This is a genomic window from uncultured Methylobacterium sp., assembly GCF_964242245.1.
Lineage (GTDB): Bacteria > Pseudomonadota > Alphaproteobacteria > Rhizobiales > Beijerinckiaceae > Methylobacterium.
Map to the genome: position 1 here is coordinate 1 of NZ_CAXTBY010000083.1, position 18,392 is coordinate 18,392.

The 18,392-nt window shown below is 67.4% G+C and carries 16 protein-coding genes and 1 pseudogene; 6 read left to right on the top strand and 11 right to left on the bottom strand.

What is annotated here, in order from left to right; genetic code table 11:
- The coding region (locus ACFE8Y_RS15650) for a type I restriction-modification system subunit M N-terminal domain-containing protein (RefSeq protein ID WP_375465324.1) at nucleotides 1-606 on the bottom strand (606 nt) is incomplete at its 3' end.
- Between the two features lie 624 nt (nucleotides 607-1,230).
- Between ACFE8Y_RS15650 and ACFE8Y_RS15655 the strand changes: the two are divergent.
- Nucleotides 1,231-1,788 (top strand): annotated as a pseudogene (locus ACFE8Y_RS15655) (FAD-binding domain-containing protein); the annotation flags it as partial.
- A 193-nt stretch (nucleotides 1,789-1,981) separates the two neighbouring features.
- Here the strand turns inward: ACFE8Y_RS15655 and ACFE8Y_RS15660 are convergent.
- From ACFE8Y_RS15660 to ACFE8Y_RS15700, 9 genes are all read right to left on the bottom strand, one after another.
- Nucleotides 1,982-2,236, bottom strand: coding sequence for a hypothetical protein (locus ACFE8Y_RS15660; protein WP_375465310.1), 255 nt, complete (start codon nucleotides 2,234-2,236; stop codon nucleotides 1,982-1,984).
- A 506-nt stretch (nucleotides 2,237-2,742) separates the two neighbouring features.
- Nucleotides 2,743-2,898: a hypothetical protein gene (locus ACFE8Y_RS15665; protein WP_375465311.1), complete on the bottom strand. Its 156-nt coding sequence runs from the start codon at nucleotides 2,896-2,898 to the stop codon at nucleotides 2,743-2,745.
- Between the two features lie 257 nt (nucleotides 2,899-3,155).
- The gene (locus ACFE8Y_RS15670; RefSeq protein WP_375465312.1) at nucleotides 3,156-6,581 is read right to left on the bottom strand and encodes a PAS domain S-box protein; all 3,426 of its coding nucleotides are present in this window, start codon (nucleotides 6,579-6,581) and stop codon (nucleotides 3,156-3,158) included.
- Nucleotides 6,568-6,762, bottom strand: coding sequence for a type II toxin-antitoxin system ParD family antitoxin (locus ACFE8Y_RS15675; protein ID WP_375465313.1), 195 nt, complete (start codon nucleotides 6,760-6,762; stop codon nucleotides 6,568-6,570). The genes ACFE8Y_RS15670 and ACFE8Y_RS15675 overlap by 14 nt, the downstream gene beginning before the upstream one ends.
- 708 nt (nucleotides 6,763-7,470) lie before the next feature.
- Nucleotides 7,471-8,076, bottom strand: coding sequence for a heme-binding protein (locus tag ACFE8Y_RS15680; protein WP_375465314.1), 606 nt, complete (start codon nucleotides 8,074-8,076; stop codon nucleotides 7,471-7,473).
- A 175-nt stretch (nucleotides 8,077-8,251) separates the two neighbouring features.
- A complete protein-coding gene (locus ACFE8Y_RS15685; protein WP_375465315.1) occupies nucleotides 8,252-8,746 on the bottom strand; it encodes a hypothetical protein in 495 nt (164 codons plus the stop codon).
- 99 nt (nucleotides 8,747-8,845) lie between these two features.
- Entirely contained in the window at nucleotides 8,846-9,328 is a 483-nt protein-coding gene (locus ACFE8Y_RS15690; protein WP_375465316.1) for an Hsp20 family protein, read from the bottom strand.
- A gap of 362 nt (nucleotides 9,329-9,690) precedes the next feature.
- Nucleotides 9,691-10,047 carry a c-type cytochrome gene (locus ACFE8Y_RS15695; protein ID WP_375465317.1) on the bottom strand — a complete coding sequence of 119 codons (357 nt, stop codon included), beginning with the start codon at nucleotides 10,045-10,047 and terminating at the stop codon, nucleotides 9,691-9,693.
- A gap of 163 nt (nucleotides 10,048-10,210) precedes the next feature.
- A complete protein-coding gene (locus ACFE8Y_RS15700; RefSeq protein ID WP_375465318.1) occupies nucleotides 10,211-10,459 on the bottom strand; it encodes a hypothetical protein in 249 nt (82 codons plus the stop codon).
- Nucleotides 10,460-10,634: 175 nt separating this feature from the next.
- On the opposite strand from ACFE8Y_RS15700, the gene ACFE8Y_RS15705 reads away from it, so the two are divergent.
- Nucleotides 10,635-10,910, top strand: coding sequence for a hypothetical protein (locus ACFE8Y_RS15705; RefSeq protein WP_375465319.1), 276 nt, complete (start codon nucleotides 10,635-10,637; stop codon nucleotides 10,908-10,910).
- Nucleotides 10,911-11,041: 131 nt separating this feature from the next.
- Nucleotides 11,042-11,437 (top strand): DUF4149 domain-containing protein, encoded by a 396-nt coding sequence (locus ACFE8Y_RS15710; RefSeq protein WP_375465320.1) that lies wholly within the window; start codon nucleotides 11,042-11,044, stop codon nucleotides 11,435-11,437.
- A 349-nt stretch (nucleotides 11,438-11,786) separates the two neighbouring features.
- Here the strand turns inward: ACFE8Y_RS15710 and ACFE8Y_RS15715 are convergent, their stop codons facing one another.
- Nucleotides 11,787-12,146, bottom strand: coding sequence for a hypothetical protein (locus tag ACFE8Y_RS15715; protein WP_375465321.1), 360 nt, complete (start codon nucleotides 12,144-12,146; stop codon nucleotides 11,787-11,789).
- 341 nt (nucleotides 12,147-12,487) lie between these two features.
- On the opposite strand from ACFE8Y_RS15715, the gene ACFE8Y_RS15720 reads away from it, so the two are divergent.
- The 3 genes from ACFE8Y_RS15720 to ACFE8Y_RS15730 are packed head-to-tail and all read left to right on the top strand — an operon-like array spanning nucleotide 12,488 to nucleotide 17,965.
- Entirely contained in the window at nucleotides 12,488-13,264 is a 777-nt protein-coding gene (locus ACFE8Y_RS15720; RefSeq protein WP_375465322.1) for an ImuA family protein, read from the top strand.
- Complete coding sequence (locus ACFE8Y_RS15725; protein ID WP_375465323.1) at nucleotides 13,176-14,693, top strand: DUF6504 family protein; 1,518 nt, start codon at nucleotides 13,176-13,178, stop codon at nucleotides 14,691-14,693. The genes ACFE8Y_RS15720 and ACFE8Y_RS15725 overlap by 89 nt, the downstream gene beginning before the upstream one ends.
- Complete coding sequence (locus tag ACFE8Y_RS15730; protein WP_375465325.1) at nucleotides 14,693-17,965, top strand: error-prone DNA polymerase; 3,273 nt, start codon at nucleotides 14,693-14,695, stop codon at nucleotides 17,963-17,965. The genes ACFE8Y_RS15725 and ACFE8Y_RS15730 overlap by 1 nt, the downstream gene beginning before the upstream one ends.
- The last annotated feature ends 427 nt before the right edge of the window (nucleotides 17,966-18,392 follow it).

The window sequence follows — 18,392 nt, forward strand, 5'->3', positions numbered from 1 at the left end:
GCTCCTGGGGCGGCGTCTTGCCTTTTGGGCGGCAGGCCGCGATATGCCGGGTTGGGAATCGAGGCATTCGACGATCAGCTTCACTACCTGTCGGGGCGCGTAGAACTCGCCACCCTTCTTACCTGCGCCCTCAGCGAACTGCTCGATCAGATACATGTAGGCGTCGCCCAGCATGTCGGGCGGCACGTCGGTGTTCCGCAGCCGGTGCTTCTCGAGGTGGGCGAGCAGCCGCTCCAGCCGGGCGTCGGGGAAACGTTCCTGATTGGCGAAGTCTACGTCGCCGAACACGCCGCGCAGACGCAGATTGGCCTCTTCAATGGCGGCGAAGGCGTTGTTTAAATGCTGGCCGATTTGGGTGGCGTGCTTCCTGACCGCATTCCAGTGATGCTGCGGCGGGACGTGGAAGCGGTGCTCATCAGGATCGGACGCTTCCTCACGGTCGCCGGTTTCGGCCAGAAGAGCCTCGAACTCCTCGTCCCAAACGTCGCAGAGGCGCCGGTAGAGGAGTAGGGCGAAGATGTAGTCCTTGAACTTTCCCGCATCGACGTGACCACGGAGAATGTCCGCGGCCTGCCAAAGGTGCCGTTCGAGTTCGGTCTGTGTCAGCGTGGGCTTCCGGCGTGCGACAGCCGCCGGGGTTGTTCATGTCCATCGTAGCCTCTCGGTCGAACCCTTTCGCACCGTCTAGCTGCTCCGACCGCCGTGAGCTGTAGTCGGTCCGCCTCAGACGGGTCGAATCCCGTGCAAGCCTCGCATCCCGTGCGGCCGATGGCGCTGGATGCAGGTTGCGTGCTGAAAGAGCCCCCCCGGGGCCAAAGCCCAGTCCTCCCAAAATAGGAAGGGGAACCCGCCCGACCGGTCGTCTTTCGCGAACTCAACGCCGAGCGTCACTGTCTCAGGCGGCCCGACCGCCTCGGCCTCGCCGCGCACCAGCCACGGTCTGGGGCTTGGCACGCGACTGGCCGGAATCACGGGCCGAACCACGTCAGTACTCCTCGGCCTGCAGACAGATATGGATCGGAGGTCCCGGCCGCACGGCGCAGAAGCCGGGCCGGTCACAGGCCGCCCGAGTTCCGATACCGCTCGGTGCAAAGACCCCGACCGGCATGTAGCTAAGATGCTGGCCACCCTCGGTCAGGTAGACAACCTGAGCCGTCTTCATCGCCTCGGTCGTAAAAGGCCGCCCGGCCGGCATCGCCCAAGGTGGCAGACATGAACCGCACGTTCCCCATGACCCGCGCCGCCGGGTTCGCGCGCCTCGACACCGTCACACCCCGTCTCGGGCGCGCCTACGCCGCCGAGCGCAACTCCGATCCCGGACCGGATGGCGAGACCTCGACCTCGGCGCTGTCACCCTATTTGCGCCGCCGCCTCATCACCGAGGAAGAGGTAGTGAGCGCCGCCAAAACCGCGCACGGCGCGGCGGCCGAGAAGTTCGTCAGCGAGGTGTTCTGGCGGACCTACTTCGAGGGCTAACTCGAGACCCATCCTGCGATCTGGACGGACTATCAGCGCCTCTTGGTCGAGGGTGAGGAGCAGCTTGCCGCCTCCTCCGGGCTGCGCCGCGCCTACGAACGTGCCGTCGAGGGCCGCACCGGGATCGATGGCTTCGACGACTGGGCGCGCCAACTGGTCGAGACCGGGTGGCTGCACAACCATACCCGGATGTGGTTCGCTTCGATCTGGATCTTCACGCTGCGCCTGCCGTGGGCGCTCGGCGCGGCCTTCTTCCTGCGCCATCTTCTTGACGGCGACCCAGCGTCAAACACCCTCTCGTGGCGGTGGGTGCCCGTCTGAACTCGGTCGACCTGGCAGTCGACGGCACGTATGACATATATCGCACCGTGTTCATCTTCAGACAACCTGCCGCCTGTGTGTCTCATTCGCGAATCTGGCCCTCCGACTACGTATAGCCGTAACTATGCAGCAAAATTCCAATTGTCCCAGTCTAAAATACTACTCAGGTCAGGGGCATAAACCCTCATTTGGCGGCTTTTGTTGACCTACCCGCCATGTCGTAAGCGGCCTCAAGTTCCTTTTCCAGCAAGATAACATGCTGATAGGCCTGCTCGGAATGCGATACGAGCTCGCGTTTGCGATCCTGATTGAGCCCTCCGGCCCGTTCGGCATGTTCCATCTCGTGCAGCTGAGCAATTAAGCCGTCGCGTCTCTCACGAGCAATTGTCAGTTTGCTATCCAGAGTATCGATCCTGATCTCGTCGTCTTCAATCGTCATGACACTCTCCGGTGTGTAGCTCGATACGCAGACTATGTACTTTATCTGCGATAAAAATCTTAGTATTTCATGAGATCGTAACGGGATACCTCAAGATTTTGATAGATTTACCACCGACTAAAAGCAATTATAGGATTTAAGTCTTGACAGCGTTGCGATTTTTGCTATGCTGATGCTGTTGATTGGTGAACCGGTGCGCCGCTTCGGTGCCAGCCAACGCTGAACGTGGAGAGGCGCCATGCACCGGCGATCACGAATACCGCGGCCCCGACCGCCATCGTGCGCCAACCAACGTCCGCCCCTCATCAACACCTCCCCAGAAGGCCCCCATCACGGGGGCCTTCGTCGTTTTAGGAGCCCAAAAATGGCTATCCAGTTCATTCCGGCACCCGCCGCCGAGAGCCCACTCGAGCCGCAACCACCGACCCTGGTGCCGTTTGGGCGCAATCGCGGTGGCAAGCCCTGCGCCGCCTGGTTCGACAGCAATCAAGCCGAGGCGGCGACCGCTATGGCTGCCCTGCCTGCAGGCCGGCGACCTGCACGGCGCCGGCGCTGTCGAGACGGCGCTCGATGGTGCCGATCTGCTCGGCGCAGGAGGAGGCCATCGCGGGAAGTGGGACGATGGCGAGGACGAGGATCGCGAGCTTGGGGATGGTGTGCATCGGGGTGGCCTTGGGCTTGACGGCAGCATCGCGGTTCCGCCCGTCGAGCGTTCGACCCGATGCCGTCCCTCAACCGTCGATGCGAGGGTAGCGCTTCCTCGACCGTACGCCTCTCGCCATGCTGCGTCGCAACATGAGACGCGTGGCAGGCCCGCGTCCGGGATCCTCAGGTCGGCCCGGCCATCGCAAGAACGTCGGGTGGAACACCCGATGGCGAACGGTAAGCCGGGTCGGGCGATGCGGATGTAATCCGGCATCTATTCCACCGCCGCCGGGCGTCGCCGACGTTTGGAGGCGGCCCGGCGGAGGATGCGCGACAACGCCTCGACCGAGTACGGCTTCTGCAAGAGCTCGAAGCCGTGGTCGGTTTCCTCGGCCAGCACGTGGCTGTAGCCACTCGTCAGCACAACCGGCAGGCCTGGATAAAGCCGTCGCACCTCGCGTCCGAGTTCGACGCCGTTCATGCCTGGCATGACCACGTCAGAGAACACGACATCGTAGCTGCCGGGGCTTCCGGCCAGTGCCGCCAGGGCGGCGTCGGCGTTCGTCACCCAATGGGTGCCGTAACCGAGTTCCTGGAGGGTCTGGGTCGAGAAGGTCCCGACTTCACGGTTATCCTCGACCACGAGGACGTGGGTCCCGCGTCCGTCGACGACCTTGTCAACGGACGCGATTTCTTCCCGGGTGCCGGAATCCGTTTCCGCGCGCGGGAGGTAGAGCGAGAAGGTGGTGCCGCGTCCGACCTCACTCTCGACCACGACCTCGCCGCCCGATTGCTTGGCGAAACCGAACACCTGGGAAAGCCCGAGGCCGGTGCCCTGGCCGACGCCTTTGGTCGTGTAGAACGGCTCGAAGATCCGGTCGATCTGGTCGGCCGGGATGCCGGAACCGGTGTCGGCCAGCGAGATCCGGACAAAGTCGCCGGCGCGCTCTGGGTGAGACCGCATCGCGGGCACGAGGCCCACCGCCTCCACGACGATGTCGAGTCTTCCCTCCCCCTCCATCGCGTCACGGGCGTTGACCGCCATGTTGACGAGGGCGGTGTCGAGTTGGCTCGGGTCCGCATTGATATGGCAGGGCTCGTCCCCGACGTGGATCGCGACCGCGATCCGAGCGCCGGTGAGGGTGCCGACCATCTCACCGATGGCCCTCACGCTACGGCCGGCATCGAACACCTCCGGGCGCAGCGCCTGCCGGCGGGCGAAGGCGAGGAGCTGACCCGTCAGTTTGGCCGCCCGGTCGACTGTGTCGGAGATCGCGCCGACGTACCGGGCCCGCCGATCCTCGGAAAGGTTGGGACGCTTAAGCAGATCGGTCGATGACTTGATGACCGTGAGCAGGTTGTTGAAATCGTGCGCGACGCCCCCGGTCAATTGACCGACGGCCTCCAGCTTCTGCGATTGCCGCAACGCCTCCTCGGCCTGCAGCAGGCTGGCCGCGCGCTCCTTCTCCAGGGTGACGTCGCGGGAGACGCAGTAGAGTAGCCCTTCCACCGGAACGGCCGTCCAGGACAAGGTTCGGTACCCTCCGTCGCGCGCCCGAAAGCGGTTCTCGAAGGCGAGCGTGAGCGCACCGTCGGCGAGGCGCTTGACCTCGGCCCGCGTCCTCTCCCGGTCCTCGGGATGTTCGAGCCACTCCGAGGTCTTCCCGACGATGTCGTGGTAGTCCCATCCCAGGATACGCTGCCACGCCGGGTTGATGCTTACCCAGATCCCGTTCGGGTCGGCGACGCCGAGCATGTCCTGGCTCACGTGCCAGATGCGGTCGCGCTCCTTGGTTCGCTCGGCGACCTGGGCCGCCAGCGTCTCGTTCAGAGACCGCAATGCGCCCTGGGCGCGAACGCGCTCGACGGCGTCCCAGATCCGGGCCGAGACCTCCTCGACCAGCGCGACCTCGTCGGGCGTCCAGGCCCGCGGCTCCCGTTGGTTCACGTAGACGACCGAGCGTAGGCGTCCCTCGTGGACCTGGGGTACGGCGACGATGGCGCCGATGCCGAAGGCGTCCATCCCCAGGCCGGCCGTGTCCGCATCCGCCTCGACGTCGGGATAGACCGACGTCCGACCGTTCCTGAGGTTGGCGACGTTCCCGGGTCCGAACGCATCGAGGGGGTAGGTGTCGGCGAGCGTCGCGACGCCATCGACGTATTCGGTGCCGAGGGTGACGGTCAGGCCGTCCTCCTCGACGAAGCCGTAGCCCACCCGGCTCGCGCAGAGGTGGCGTCCGAGGGCGTCGACGGCCGCCTGCATCCGCCCACGCGGGCCGCCCTGGTCGCGGAGGGTGTCGGTCAGGTCGAGCAGGAAGCGCTGCCGTGCCTCGGATGCGCGCTGCTCCGCGACCCGCCGCTCCAGTTCGGCGTTGACCTCCCTGAGGCGACGCTCGTCCAGCCGCCGGCCGGTGACGTCGGAGACGGTGAGCACGGCCCCGACGACCGTCCCGCCCTGGCGGACGGGTGCGTTCGAGCAGAGCACCTCGATGGGCGTCCCGTCGCGATGGAAGAAGGTGGCGTCGCGCTGCCGGAGGGTCTTCCCCTCGCGGATGGCACGCACGAAGCCGCATTCCGAAGCGGGAAACGGCCGCCCATCCGGATGGTGGTGGTGGGCGGCCTCGTGCAGGTCCTGCCCGACCAGGGCGTTGGCGTCCCATCCGAGCAGGCCATGCGCCGTCCGGTTGGCGAAGGTGACCAGGCCGTCGCGGTCGAGTTGGAAGACGGCCTCGCTGACGTGGTCCGTGACGGTCTGGAGTAGGTCGGTCTGCCGCTGGAGCGCCTCGGCGGCGAGGCGTTGCTCCGTCCGGTCCCTCAGGATCTTGAGGTAGCCCACATGGGTGCCGTCGTCGGCGCGGAGCGGCATCATCTCGCCCAGGCCGAAGAACCGCGACCCGTCCTTGCGCACGTGCCAGCGCTCGTCGTTGCCGCGGCCTTCCTCGCGGCTCACGCGCATCTCGCGCTCGGGCGCGCCGTCCTCGGCGTCCTCTTCCGTGAAGAAGAGCCGTGCCGGCCTGCCGCGCATCTCGGCCTCGGACCAGCCGAGGATGGCCTCGGCGCCGACGCTCCAACCGGTCACGAGGCCGTCGAGGTCGGTGGTCACGATGGCGTAGTCGCGGGCGCTTTCGAGGATCTGCCCATGGCGGACGTCCGCCTCCCGGGCGGTGCGCAGGGCGTCGTCGCGCGCCACCATCGACCGACGGAGTTCCATCTGCGCCATGACCTGCCGCCCCAGGGCCTCCAGGGCCTCGGCCTGTTCTGGCGTCAGCCCCTGTGGTCGGGGCACCATGTCGATCACGCACAGAGTCCCGAGCGCCAGGCCTTCGGGTGTCTCCAGTCGCGCACCGGCATAGAACCTCAGCCGGGGCTCCCCGGTCACCAGCGCATTGTTCCGGGTCCGGGGGTCGGCGGTCAGATCCGGGATGACCAGCAAGCCGGGCTGCCGCAGGGCATGCGCGCAGACCGACTGCGACAGCGGGGTCTGGCAGGGGTCGAACCCGATGCGGGCCTTGAACCATTGCCGGTCGTCGGCGACGAGGCTGACCAGCGCGACCGACGTCCCGCAGATTCGGGAGGCGAGTAGAACGATGTCATCGAAGCCTTGCTCGGCCTCGGTGTCGAGGATGCCATAGCCGTCGAGGGTCGCGAGCCTGGCCGGATCGCGCGCGGCCTCCGCGACGGCATCCTCAGGCGCGGACATTGGCGGACCCGGTCGATGCCGCTACACGGGCAGCCTTCGCCTCGTCGTGCGCGATCAGAAGACGGAGCGCCGACCGGACCACCTCGCTGATAGATGTGTAGTCCCCCTTGGCGACCTGCCCTTCGACGTAGGCGATCAGCGGCTCGGTCAGGGCGATGTGTCGGGAGTGTCTGGCGGCCATCCGGAGCCCCTAGCATCTCACCGGGACGGTGTCGCATCTGCGACACCCCCATCCGCGCATCCGCGTGGTCACACCGGCCGTCGGCTGAGCATGTCGTTGCCCCTATCGTCGTTCGGAATGGTCCCGAGTGGGCGTTTGCCGCTCGGAGCATGCTGGATAGGCTCACGGACGGTACAGCCAGAGGTGGACCGTGACGCAACGCCCGATCCGACGTGGGATGTCCGAAGATCCGGTCGTGCGCGGGCGCGGCGGTTACTTCGCGTCCGTAGCGGTGGCGGTGGCGACCTTCGTTTTGCTCGACGGTGCGAGCCGGATGCTCGCACCTCCAGCGCCCGTTCCCACCGAAACCGCCTTCCCCTCCGACTGGATTACGGTCGCAATCACGCTTGGTATGGCCTTGTTCCTCGTGGGGCTCTTCGCCTTGCCGGCGTTCCTTCTTTGCCTGACCATCTCGGGCAGGGATCGGGCATCCGGCGTTCCACGTGACCTGCGGGTCCGCCATCGGCCTGGGACTCTGGCGGCTGTTCATCGACATTGTCGACCGACCGCTTGCGAGCATCCTGTCCGGCGTGGCGGGAGGCGCCGTGTATCGGTGGCTCGCCGCCCGACACGGTACTGGCCATCCGTAGCGAGGGGTCAATGCCGCGGGTGGCTTGAGTGTGAGCCCCGACTGGAGCGGAGACGGTACCTTACCGAGGCGGGAGCCGGTCACGGCGTCGCAAGTCGCGCAGCCACTTCGTTCCGTCGAAGAAACGGAAGCGCGAATGGCGGGTCGTAGCCCATCAGGAAGGGTGGGGCGATGGTCGTTCGTCCGGATGTCGCCAGCACCTCGGTCAGGATGCGCTCCTGCTCGGTACGAGCCTCCGGCGTGATCGAGCCTGAGAAACGAAGTGCGGCGATCTTCTCGGCTTGGACGCGGACCAGACGGACGCCCGCCTCGGTAGGTTCCGGAGGTCCGGCTACGGCAATGTCGCGTGGGAGGAAGAACCGCATGGTTCCCCCCGCTCCCTGTTCGACCGGAACCGTCATCGCGATGCGTTGACCGCCAGTCTCCAGGGGCGTGGTCATGGCGATGCGGTCGCCCCGCCGGTTCGCGCCGGTGATGTAGCGGAAGAGCCGCCCGAACGCTTCGCCATCTCCCCGTCCGCGCTCGTCGGTCTCGATGGCGAGGCGCTCCTCATAGGCTCGGACCTCGACACCACGGTCAAGACGCTCGACGACGGAGTACCGGGGCTGATCGTAGAAGGTCCGCACGCCGAAGACTCCGAGGACAGACTCGCACAAGGTCACGAGATAGTAGGCGAACTTACCCATCGCGGTGACGCTCGGTGAGGGTTGGAGATCGTGGATCGATCGATCATAGCGACAACCGCCGCAGCACTCGGGCGCCGCTCGAAACGGATGACGGCCCGACGCCGCGGTCAAGCGGGACATCGGGCCATCCGGCTTCCTCGATGACGCCAACGGCGTCAGGGCGTGATGCGAACCGCTAGGCCGGGATGGCGGCGGCGAGCGAGGCGCTCGGAGGGGTCTTGGGACGCGGCATCGACGTCACCGGACATGGCGGCGGGTCGTCGTCGTCGTCGCGCCGCCCAGGACGGACGTACCAGTGCAGGTCCGCGAGCCGCCGAAGGCGCCGTCGATTCGGCTGCATCGCCGAAGCCTTGGTCGTAGCCGGAACGGACTTGCGGTCGAGTTCGCCCAGGGCGGCGAGAACGGCGTCGACCGACACCGGCTCGGCCCTGCTGCCCGTGAGGCAACGCATGCTCGGCGCGTTTTCGAGGGCGCTCGCATCCGACGCCCACGAGGCGAGGATCGCACGCTTCTCACCCTGTGAAAGCCCCGGGTGGGCCAACACCTCCCTCGGGTGGCGGAACACGTCGCCGGGAGCGACAAGCGCCTGCCACGCCTCGAAAGAGGCCGGGGACGCGCCGTATGGGTTCACGGCGCCGGAACGGGAACGGTAGGTCTCCATCATCGACATCGATCATCCTTCCTGAATCATGGGTTGGATGGGCGGAGCCCCCCTCGCGGCCTTGCGGACGCGCGAGGGGGGACGTTCGACGGCAGGCGGAACTCGGGCTTAGGCCGCCTGGCGCACAGCCTCGATCCGAGGCTGTGCGTTGTCCTGGCCCACGGCGGACTGCGTCCCGCCGATGGGGATGCGCCGGGGCTTCAGGGCCTCCGGTACCTCGCGCTTGAGGTTCACGGTCAACAGGCCGTTCTCAAGGTTCGCGCCGACGACCTTGACGTGGTCCGCCAAGTTGAAGGTCTGGCGGAACGTCCGGGCGGCGATACCGCGATGCAGGATCTGGCTGTCACCCTCGGACGACTTCCTCTGGCCTGTGACCAGAAGATTCGTGTCGTGCTGGGTCAGCTCGATCTCATCCTCGGCGAACCCGGCAACGGCCATGGTGATGCGGTACTCGTCGTCGGCCACCCGTTCGATGTCATAGGGCGGCCACGTCGAGGATGTTTCGGCCTGGGTGGCCTTGTCCAGCATCGAGAACAGTCGGTCGAAGCCGACGGTGGAACGGTAGAGGGGAGCGAAATCGAGGGTCCTCATGACCACATCCTCCTTGGAGCAACGTGATGACAAGGGTCGCCAGATGCCTGACCCGGCGCCCGTTCAGCGAGCCGAAAACTGGCCTCGCGCGCACAAAACGCAGTCGCGATAGTATGGTTCCATAGAAAATCGTCGTTTCGAAAGGAGCCATTACCGACCATTCCGTACGAGGCCCGGGCGCAGTGGAAGCTCGCCGCCTGGGCTGACGAGGGCGGTAACTGGACCCATGCCGGGACCTATGCCGGGCGACCGTTCGATGGCCGCCGGGCCTATGCTTCGCACGTCGAAGGTCCAGGCAGGACAGACCGCTTCCGGTGTTCGGAAACCGCTTCCCGGCGAAAAGGACCTCGGCAGTGCCTACTTCATGGTTGCCAGGCAGGCATGACGTCAGCAACCTTCTTGTCATCCTTGAGACCTTGATAGGGCATCTTGGTGCCTTTGACCTTGTTGGCGGCAGGGCCGGTCAGCCATTCCTTGAGATTGGCCTCGTCCCACGTGATGCCCGACTTCTTGAGGGCATTCGAATAGTTGTAGCCTTTCACCGACGCGGCCTTACGCCCGACGACGCCCGTCAGGTTCGGGCCGAGGCCGTTCTTACCGAAGGCGTGGCAGGCCTTGCAGGCCGTGAAGACCTTCTTGCCGGCGGCTGCATCCTGGGCCTGTGCGGAAAGGGTCGGCAGGAGAAGCGCGAAGGCGGCGCCAAGGATGTGATTGCGCATCGGTGTGGATCTCAAGGTGCGGCAGTCGCCGCTCGCTCGTGACCGGTCGGGCTCATCGCGGAGCTTGAGCGGCTGGGACGAACCCAGGCTGAATTCCGTCGGCGACGGGAGGAAGGCGCATGCGGTCAAAGGAAGCCCTGCCGCTCGACGATCGAACGTCGAGTCATAGGCTCCATGAGGACCGGAAGGCGCCAACGGCAAGATCCAGCGCGAAGGCGTCGGTGCTGATCAACTTGTTGTCGCAGGTCGCAAGGTGGCGGGCATCCTTGATCCGACAGACCGTGCCTTCCACGCGCGGGAGATTCTGACTGATGCACGTGCGTTCATAGGACCGCGGCGTGCGGTAGAAAGGCGCATCGTCATGTCGGTTCGGCTTCACAGATAGGTCCAGGCCGCCAAAAATCATGGGCATCTATCGATTCTATAATGAGAAGTTAAACCAAGCGCCTACGTGATAATACGCTTTCAAAAAACAAGATTGCGAGATCCAATATCGGCGCTGAGGCCCGCTAAGTGGATAGCCTAATTTCATAGAATTAGGCGGTATGAAAATATATCCAGATTAATTTGAACGTGGAGCCTCGAAGATGCCGGTTCGCTCGCTGCTGATTTTGATGCTGGCATCGGTTGCGACGCCAGTCCTAGCCCTACAACCGCAGGACACCCTTCGTGACTGGAGTGCTGCATCCGGTGCGGACCGGGACCGCCTCCTGCAGCAGCTGGAAGCCGGCGTAGGAACCGTATCGCGCAAGGATGTGCTGTCCTGTCTCAATGACGCCGCGGGCATGGATGCCCATGCTGATTTAAGGATCACGGAGGTGTTCGGGGCCTGCACCAAGCAGACAGCTGGAGAACCGATCTAAGCGTTGGGCCATCCCCCATCCGGCTTGTGAAGCAGGGAAACATTCCTTCGAGGAAGGGGAATGGGAACGGCGGGGTCGTGCGAACCGAATAGCGCCCCTCAAGGGCCAGCAAAACATAGAGGCTTGGAACGATGCTCTCGCAAGCGGCTATCCTCCTTACGGCCCTCCTGTTCGGCGGGATGGTCCTGTACTCGTTCGGCTTTGCCTCGTTCCTGTTCAGCGCGTTGCCCGCCGACGCGGCAGGCCCCCTCCTGCGCCGCGCCTTCCCGCATTTCTACGTCTTCGTCATAGGGTGCGCACTCGTTGGCACGGCGCTGACGGCCACCATCGATATGGCATCGGCACTCATACTGGGACTCATCGCCGTCACGGCACTCCTCGCGCGCCAGATCCTCATGCCGGCCATCAATGGGGCGACCGACATGGGCAATCGCGCACGCTTCGGCGTCCTTCATACCGGGTCCGTCCTGGTGACCCTGGCCCACATCGTCGGGTCGTCCGCAGTGATCTTGAGACTCTCCGCCTAGCCGTGTTCGATTAGCGGGACGTTGTCGTCTCGTTCATCCGGAGCCCGGCGAAAGGTAGGGTGGCCGCGTAGACGGTCCTCTGAGCCTCGTCGCGCACGAGGACCGTCAAGGCCTGCGCGTCGGCGGTCCTTTCGGGAATGATCTCGCGCGCGATCTCGGGGACCGCCAAGCCCTCGCGCCTCCCAGCTTCCTCACCACTCGATCTGCAGTGAGGCCCGCAGCGTGCGTGGCGCACCAAGGCCAAGACCGTAGGCGGCGGAGGCATAGTAGCGATGATCGGCAACGTTATCGACGTTCAAGCGAAAGGTTGCGAGGGTTCCCGCATCGAGATGCATTCGATATCTTAGGCCTAAATCAAATCGAGACCACTCTGGGATCTTCTGCGTATTTGCCAGATCCACGTATTGCGCGCCGAGATAGTAAAGCCGGCCGTGAGCGTCAGCCCTTTCGCGAACGGAACGTCGTATTCACCGTAGAGGCTCGCCTGAAATCGCGGGACCCCGATCGGCACTCTGCCATCGGTCGATGGATCGCCGGTACGCTCCGCCATCGGATCGAGAGCCATGACACTCGCGATGAGGCGTGTCCCTCGTGCGACCTCGCCGGAGACCCGCGCCTGGCCCCCAATCACTCGTGGCGACACCGTTTCAAGACCCTGGCGCGCAACCACGGCCTCGCGCCCGACATCGCAGATGCCATCACGGGCCATTCACCTCGCTCCGAGGGAGACAGGTACGGTGAGTACGATCTGCCCGCCATGAAGCGTGAGCTGGAGAAAATCCCCCCCTCTCAGCAAGCCTGCCTCCGACCAGCCGGTCCAGGAGTGATTTAGGGAGTTGAGCGGTGCAACGAACTCAAACCAGCGAGGTGCATCCTTAATTTCCCTGCTACATTGCCAATTGAAACACCATACACAGGCTCTTAAGCGTGTATTCTTGAGGAATGACAAGGCTTTAAGTCCTAGTTATCCACAGGTCGCGCGGTGCGTTGACTCATCCTCATATAAGAACAAAATAGGAACATAGCCCGTCGCGGAAGGAGGAGCAGGTCATGCCGGAGGCCGCGAACGAGCGCGACGACCGGCTCTTCCGCCTGCGCCGGCAGCTCGACGACTTGGTCCGCGACCGGGTTCGGCAACGGCCAGCCCTCGCCTTCGGCGTGCCCGACTTGGACGCGCACCTGCCGACCGGCGGTTTGCGCTGCGGGGCACTCCACGAGGTGAGCGAGGCGGGTGCTGCCGCCGAGTACGGTGCGCTCGCCGCCCTGTTCACCGCCGGCATCCTCGCCCGCCTGCCCGGACCCGTGCTGTGGTGCCTGAGCGGCCGCGACCTGTTCGCCCCCTCCCTCGTCGGCGTCGGCCTGATGCCGAGTCGCGTCGTCTTCGCTGAGACCTGGAACGATGCGGAGGTTCTGCCAGCGATGGAGGAGGGGCTGCACACCCGAGGCCTCGCCGCCGTCGTCGGCGAGGTCTCCCGCCTCGAGCTGACCGCCTCCCGCCGCCTGCAACTCGCGGCCGAGCGCACGGGCATCATGGCGCTCGCGATCCGTCGCTGGCGCACCGGGACGGCGCGAACGGCCGGCGAGGGCGAGCCGACCGTGGCGCTGACCCGCTGGCGGGTCTCGCCCCAACCCGGCACCGGGCCACCGCTGCCCGGCTTGCCCCGAGCCCGCTGGCTCGTCGAACTCACCCGTGCCCGTGGCGCGGATGCCCCTCACTCCTGGATCCTGGACGCGCCTGATGCGACGGGTCGTCTCCGTCTACCTGCCGACCTGGGCGACCGACCTGTGGCGACGCCGGAACGCCTCCCGCGCGCCGGCGTGGGATAGCCCGCTCGTCGTCGCGACGAGCGACGGCCCGCGCCGCGTGCTCGTCGCCGTGGACCGCGCGGCGCGGCGCTTGGGGCTACGGCCCGGCATGGCGGTCGCGCACGCCCAGGCCGCCGTCCTCGACCTCACCATAGTCGAGGCCGACCCCGAGGGTGCCGCTGAGGCTCTGCACGGGCTCGGGGCGTGGTGCCTGCGCCGCTACTCACCCCTGGTCGCCATCGACCTGCCCGACGGCCTGTGGATCGAGGTCGCCGGTGCCGCCCACCTGTTCCAAGGCGAGGCGCGGCTGATCGAGGACCTCGTCACCGGCTTGGCCCAGCGCGCGCTCTCGGCGCGAGCCGCCGTCGCCGACACGCCGGGTGCGGCGTGGGCGATGGCGCGCTTCGCCCCCCAAGAGCCGATCGTCGCGCCGGGGTGCCAGGATGCCGCCATCGCCGAGCTGCCGGTGCGCAGCCTTCGCCTCTCCCGCGGGACCGTCGCCGGGCTGGTGCAGCTCGGCATCGAGCGGGTGGGCCAGCTCGCGGCCAAGCCGCGCGCGCCCCTGCGCCTGCGCTTCGGCGAGGAGGCGGTGCTGCGCCTCGACCAAGCCCTCGGCCACGCTCCCGAGCCGCTGGTCTACCTCGCGCTGCACGAGGTGCCGAGCGTGCGCCTCGCCTTCGCCGAGCCGATCAGCGCGCCCGAGACGCTCGCCCGCGTGACGGAACGGCTGCTGACCGATCTGTGTCCGTTGCTGGAACGGCAAGGGGTCGGAGTGCGCCGCCTCGACCTGCTGTTCCGCCGTGTCGATGGCGTGAGCCAGGGCGTGCGCGTCGCGACCGCGCAGCCGAGCCGGGCCGTGCGCCACCTCCTGCGCCTGTTCGTCGAACGGCTGGCGCTGGTCGATCCGGGCTTCGGCATCGACGAGGCGGTGCTCGCCGCCGCCCGCGTGGAATGGCTCGACGCGACGCAGGCAGGCTTGGGCGACCTGACCGGCGACGGGGCGGAGGCCGACCTAGCCGAACTCGTGGACCGGCTGACGGTGCGGCTCGGCGCGCGGCGGGTGTTCCGCGTCGCGCCGGTGCCGAGCGGGCTACCGGAGCGGTCAGTGCGGCGGGTTGCCCCCCTCGCGGCGGTGCCGGATGCGGACTGGCCCGCCAACCTGCCCCGGCCCGTGCGCCTGCTCCGTCCGCCGGAATCGGTGATGGTCCTCGCGCTCGCGCCCGATCATCCGCCCGCCCTGTTCGTCTGGCGCCGCTCGCGCCTCCGTGTCGCGCGCGCCGACGGCCCGGAACGTATGCATGGCGAATGGTGGGTGTCGGACGCGGAAGGCGGCCTCGTACGCGACTACTACTGCGTCGAGACGACGGACGGCGACCGCTGGTGGTTGTTCCGAGACGCATCCGCGGTCGAGGGCGGGCGCTGGTGGCTGCACGGCATCGGCGAGACCTAGTGGGCTACGTCGAGCTTCAGGTCACGACGCACTATTCCTTCCTGCGCGGCGCCTCTTCGCCGCGAGAGCTGTTCGCGACGGCGGCGCTCCTCGGGCATACCGCTCTCGGCATCGCCGACCGCAACTCGCTTGCCGGCATCGTCCAGGCCCACGACGCGGCCAAGGCCACCGGCTTGCGCCCGGTCGTCGGGTGCCGGCTCGACCTCGCTGAGGGCGGCCCCTCGCTCCTGGTCTATCCGACCGACCGGCTCGCCTACGGGCGCCTGTGCCGCCTGCTCACCCTGGGCAAAGGCCGGGCCGAGAAGGGCGATTGCCGGCTGCATTGGGAGGATGTCGGCGCCTGGTCGGACGGCCTCGTCGCCGTGCTCCTCACCGACCGGCCCGATGCGGCGCTAGCCGACGATCTCGCGCGGGTGAAGGCGACGTTCGGCGACCGAGGCTACTGCGCCCTGACGCGCCGCTACCGGCCGGGCGACGCCCTGCGCCTGGACGCGGTCGCCGCGCTGGCACGGAAAGCCAGGGTGCCGACCGTGGCGACCGGCGACGTGCTCTACCACGTGCCCGACCGGCGGGTGCTGCAGGACGTCGTCACGGCCATCCGTCTTGGGACGACCGTGGACCGGCTCGGCCGCGCCCGCGAGCACCATGCCGGGCGCCACCTCGTCGCGCCGCACGAGGCTGAACGCCTGATGCAGCGCCACCCCGACGCGCTGGCGCGTACGGCTGAGATCCTGGCGCGCTGCCGCTTCTCCCTCGACGAACTCACCTACAGCTACCCGACCGAGGCCGCCGAGGATGGCACGCCGGCGCAGGATCGGCTTGAGGCGCTGACCTGGGCGGGCGCGGCCGAACGCTACCCGGACGGCCTGCCCGGCGCGGTCGCGGCCCAAATTCGGCACGAGCTAGCCCTGATCGAGCGCCTCGCCTACGCGCCGTACTTCCTCACGGTGGAGAGCATCGTGCGGTTCGCCCGCGGCAAAGGCATCCTGTGCCAGGGCCGCGGCTCGGCGGCGAACTCCGCCGTGTGTTTCGTCCTCGGCATCACCAGCATCGATCCTGTCCGGCAGGGCCTGCTGTTCGAGCGGTTCATCTCGGAGAACCGGAACGAACCGCCGGACATCGACGTGGATTTCGAGCATGAGCGCCGCGAGGAGGTGATCCAGTGGGTCTACGAGACCTACGGGCGCCACCGCGCCGCGCTCTGCGCCACCGTGATCCGCTACGGCGCGCGCGGCGCCGTGCGCGAGGTCGGCAAGGCGCTCGGCGTGCCCGAGGACGTCACCGGCGCGCTCGCCGGCCTCGTCTGGGGCATGTCGAGGGACGGCGTCGGCGACCGGGAGGTGGCGAGCCTCAACCTCAACCCCGACGACCGGCGCCTCCGCCTCACTCTGGACCTCGCGCGCCAGCTCATCGACACGCCGCGCCACCTCGGCCAGCACCCCGGCGGCTTCGTGCTGACGCTCGGCCGCCTCGACGAGCTCTGCCCGGTGATGCCGGCGACGATGGCCGACCGGCAGACCATCGAGTGGGACAAGGCCGACATCGAGACCCTGCGGTTCATGAAGGTGGACGTGCTCGGTCTCGGGATGCTGGGTTGCCTGCGCCGGGCCTTCGACCTGCTGGCCACCCACCGTCCCGGCGCCCCGACCGAACTCGCGGCGATTCCCGCCAAGGACGCCGCCACCTACGCGATGATCCGGCGCGCCGACACGGTCGGCACGTTCCAGATCGAGAGCCGGGCGCAGATGGCGATGCTGCCGCGGATGAAGCCGACGACGTTCTACGACCTCGTCATCCAGGTCGCGATCGTCCGCCCCGGCCCGATCCAGGGCGACATGGTCCATCCCTACCTGCGGCGGCGGGAGGGCCGCGAGCGGGTGACCTACCCGACGGAGACGCTGCGGCGGGTGCTGGAGAAGACGCTCGGCGTGCCGCTGTTCCAGGAGCAGGCGATGCAGGTCGCCATCGTGGCCGGCGGCTTCACCCCGGACGAGGCCGACCGGCTGCGTCGCGCGATGGCGACGTTCAAGTCCCCGGGCGGGGTGTCCCCGTTCCGGGACAAGCTGATCGCCGGCATGGTCGGCAACGGCTACGCCCAGGAGTTCGCCGAACGGACCTTCAAGCAGTTGGAAGGGTTCGGCTCCTACGGCTTCCCGGAGAGCCACGCCGCCTCGTTCGCGCTGATCGCCTACGCCTCGTCCTGGCTGAAGTGCCACCACCCGGACGTGTTCCTGTGCGCGATCCTGAACGCGCAGCCGATGGGCTTCTACGCATCGGCGCAGCTCGTGCGCGACGCTCAAGCACACGACGTCGAGGTCCGGCCGGTCGACGTCAACGCCTCGGCCTGGGACTGCACCCTGGAGCCGGCGGGCGGGCGCTGGCTCGCGGTGCGCGAGGGCCTGCGCATGGTCCGCGGCCTGCCCGAACAGGACGCCGCGCTTCTGGTCGCGGCGCGGCCCCCGGCCGGCTACGCCTCGGTCGAGGACGTGTGGCGGCGCGCCGGCGTCTCGGCGAGGGGCTTGCGCGCGCTGGCCGGGGCCGACGCCTTCCTGTCGCTCGGCCTCGACCGGCGCGCGGCGCTCTGGGCGATCCGCGGGCTCGCCGACCGGCCGCTGGACCTGTTCGAGGCCGCCGACGCGCGCGAGGGGCAACCGCGACCCGAGCGGATCGAACCGGCGGTAGACCTCGTGCCGATGGGCGCGGGGCGAGAGGTGGTGGAAGACTACCACGCCACCGGCCTGAGCCTGCGCGCGCACCCGCTCGCCTTCCTGCGCGGCGACCTCGCGGCCCAGGGCTACCGGCCGTGCCGGGTGCTCGACACAGCACCCACCGCGCGGGCGCTCGCGGTCGCGGGCTTGGTACTGATGCGCCAGAAGCCGGGCTCGGCCAAAGGCACCATGTTCATCACTCTGGAGGACGAGACGGGCATCGCCAACCTCATCGTCTGGCCTCCCGTGTTCGAACGCCACCGGCGCCTCATCCTGACGGCCGGGATGATGGGTGTGCGAGGCCGCGTCCAGCGTCAGGGTCTCGTCGTTCACGTCCTGGTGGACAGCCTCGTCGACTTGACGGCGATGCTGCGCCGGGTTGGCGACCGCGCGGACGGGGACACTGCGTTCCTGCCACCACAGGGTCGCGGCGACGAGGCGCGCAGCGGGGGACGGGACCAGCGTCAGCAGATTACATACGAGCGCGTAGCGCCGGGCGGCGACAAACCTGGAATCCGGGCCGTCGCGGCGGAGATCAGTGTGCCGACACGGAATTTCCGATGATGGCGCGTAACGGTAGTACGCTTCACTCGCCGCTGCTGCGTTTTAGGACTTTAATCTTGACATCGCTGACGTTTTCGGCCATGCTGACGGTGTCGGCTGGCAACGCGATGCGCTTCATCGGCGCCGGCCGACATCACCTGAGGAGACGCGCCATGCACGGGCGATCACGACCACAGCGGCTGAGACCGCCATCGCGCCGAGATCAGCGCGCCCTCCTCACCAACCACTCTGCACAAGGCCCCCGTCACGGGGGCCTTCTTCGTTTCAGGAGCACCTTATGAGCCGACGCACCCTCCCGGCGCTCGTCGCCGAAACACCTCTTCAGCCGCAGCCGCCCGCCTTCGTCGTGTTCGGGCGCGATGAGAGCGGCACGCCCCGTGCCGCCTGGTTCGGCGCCAGCGATGCCAAGGCGGCCACCGAAGCCGCC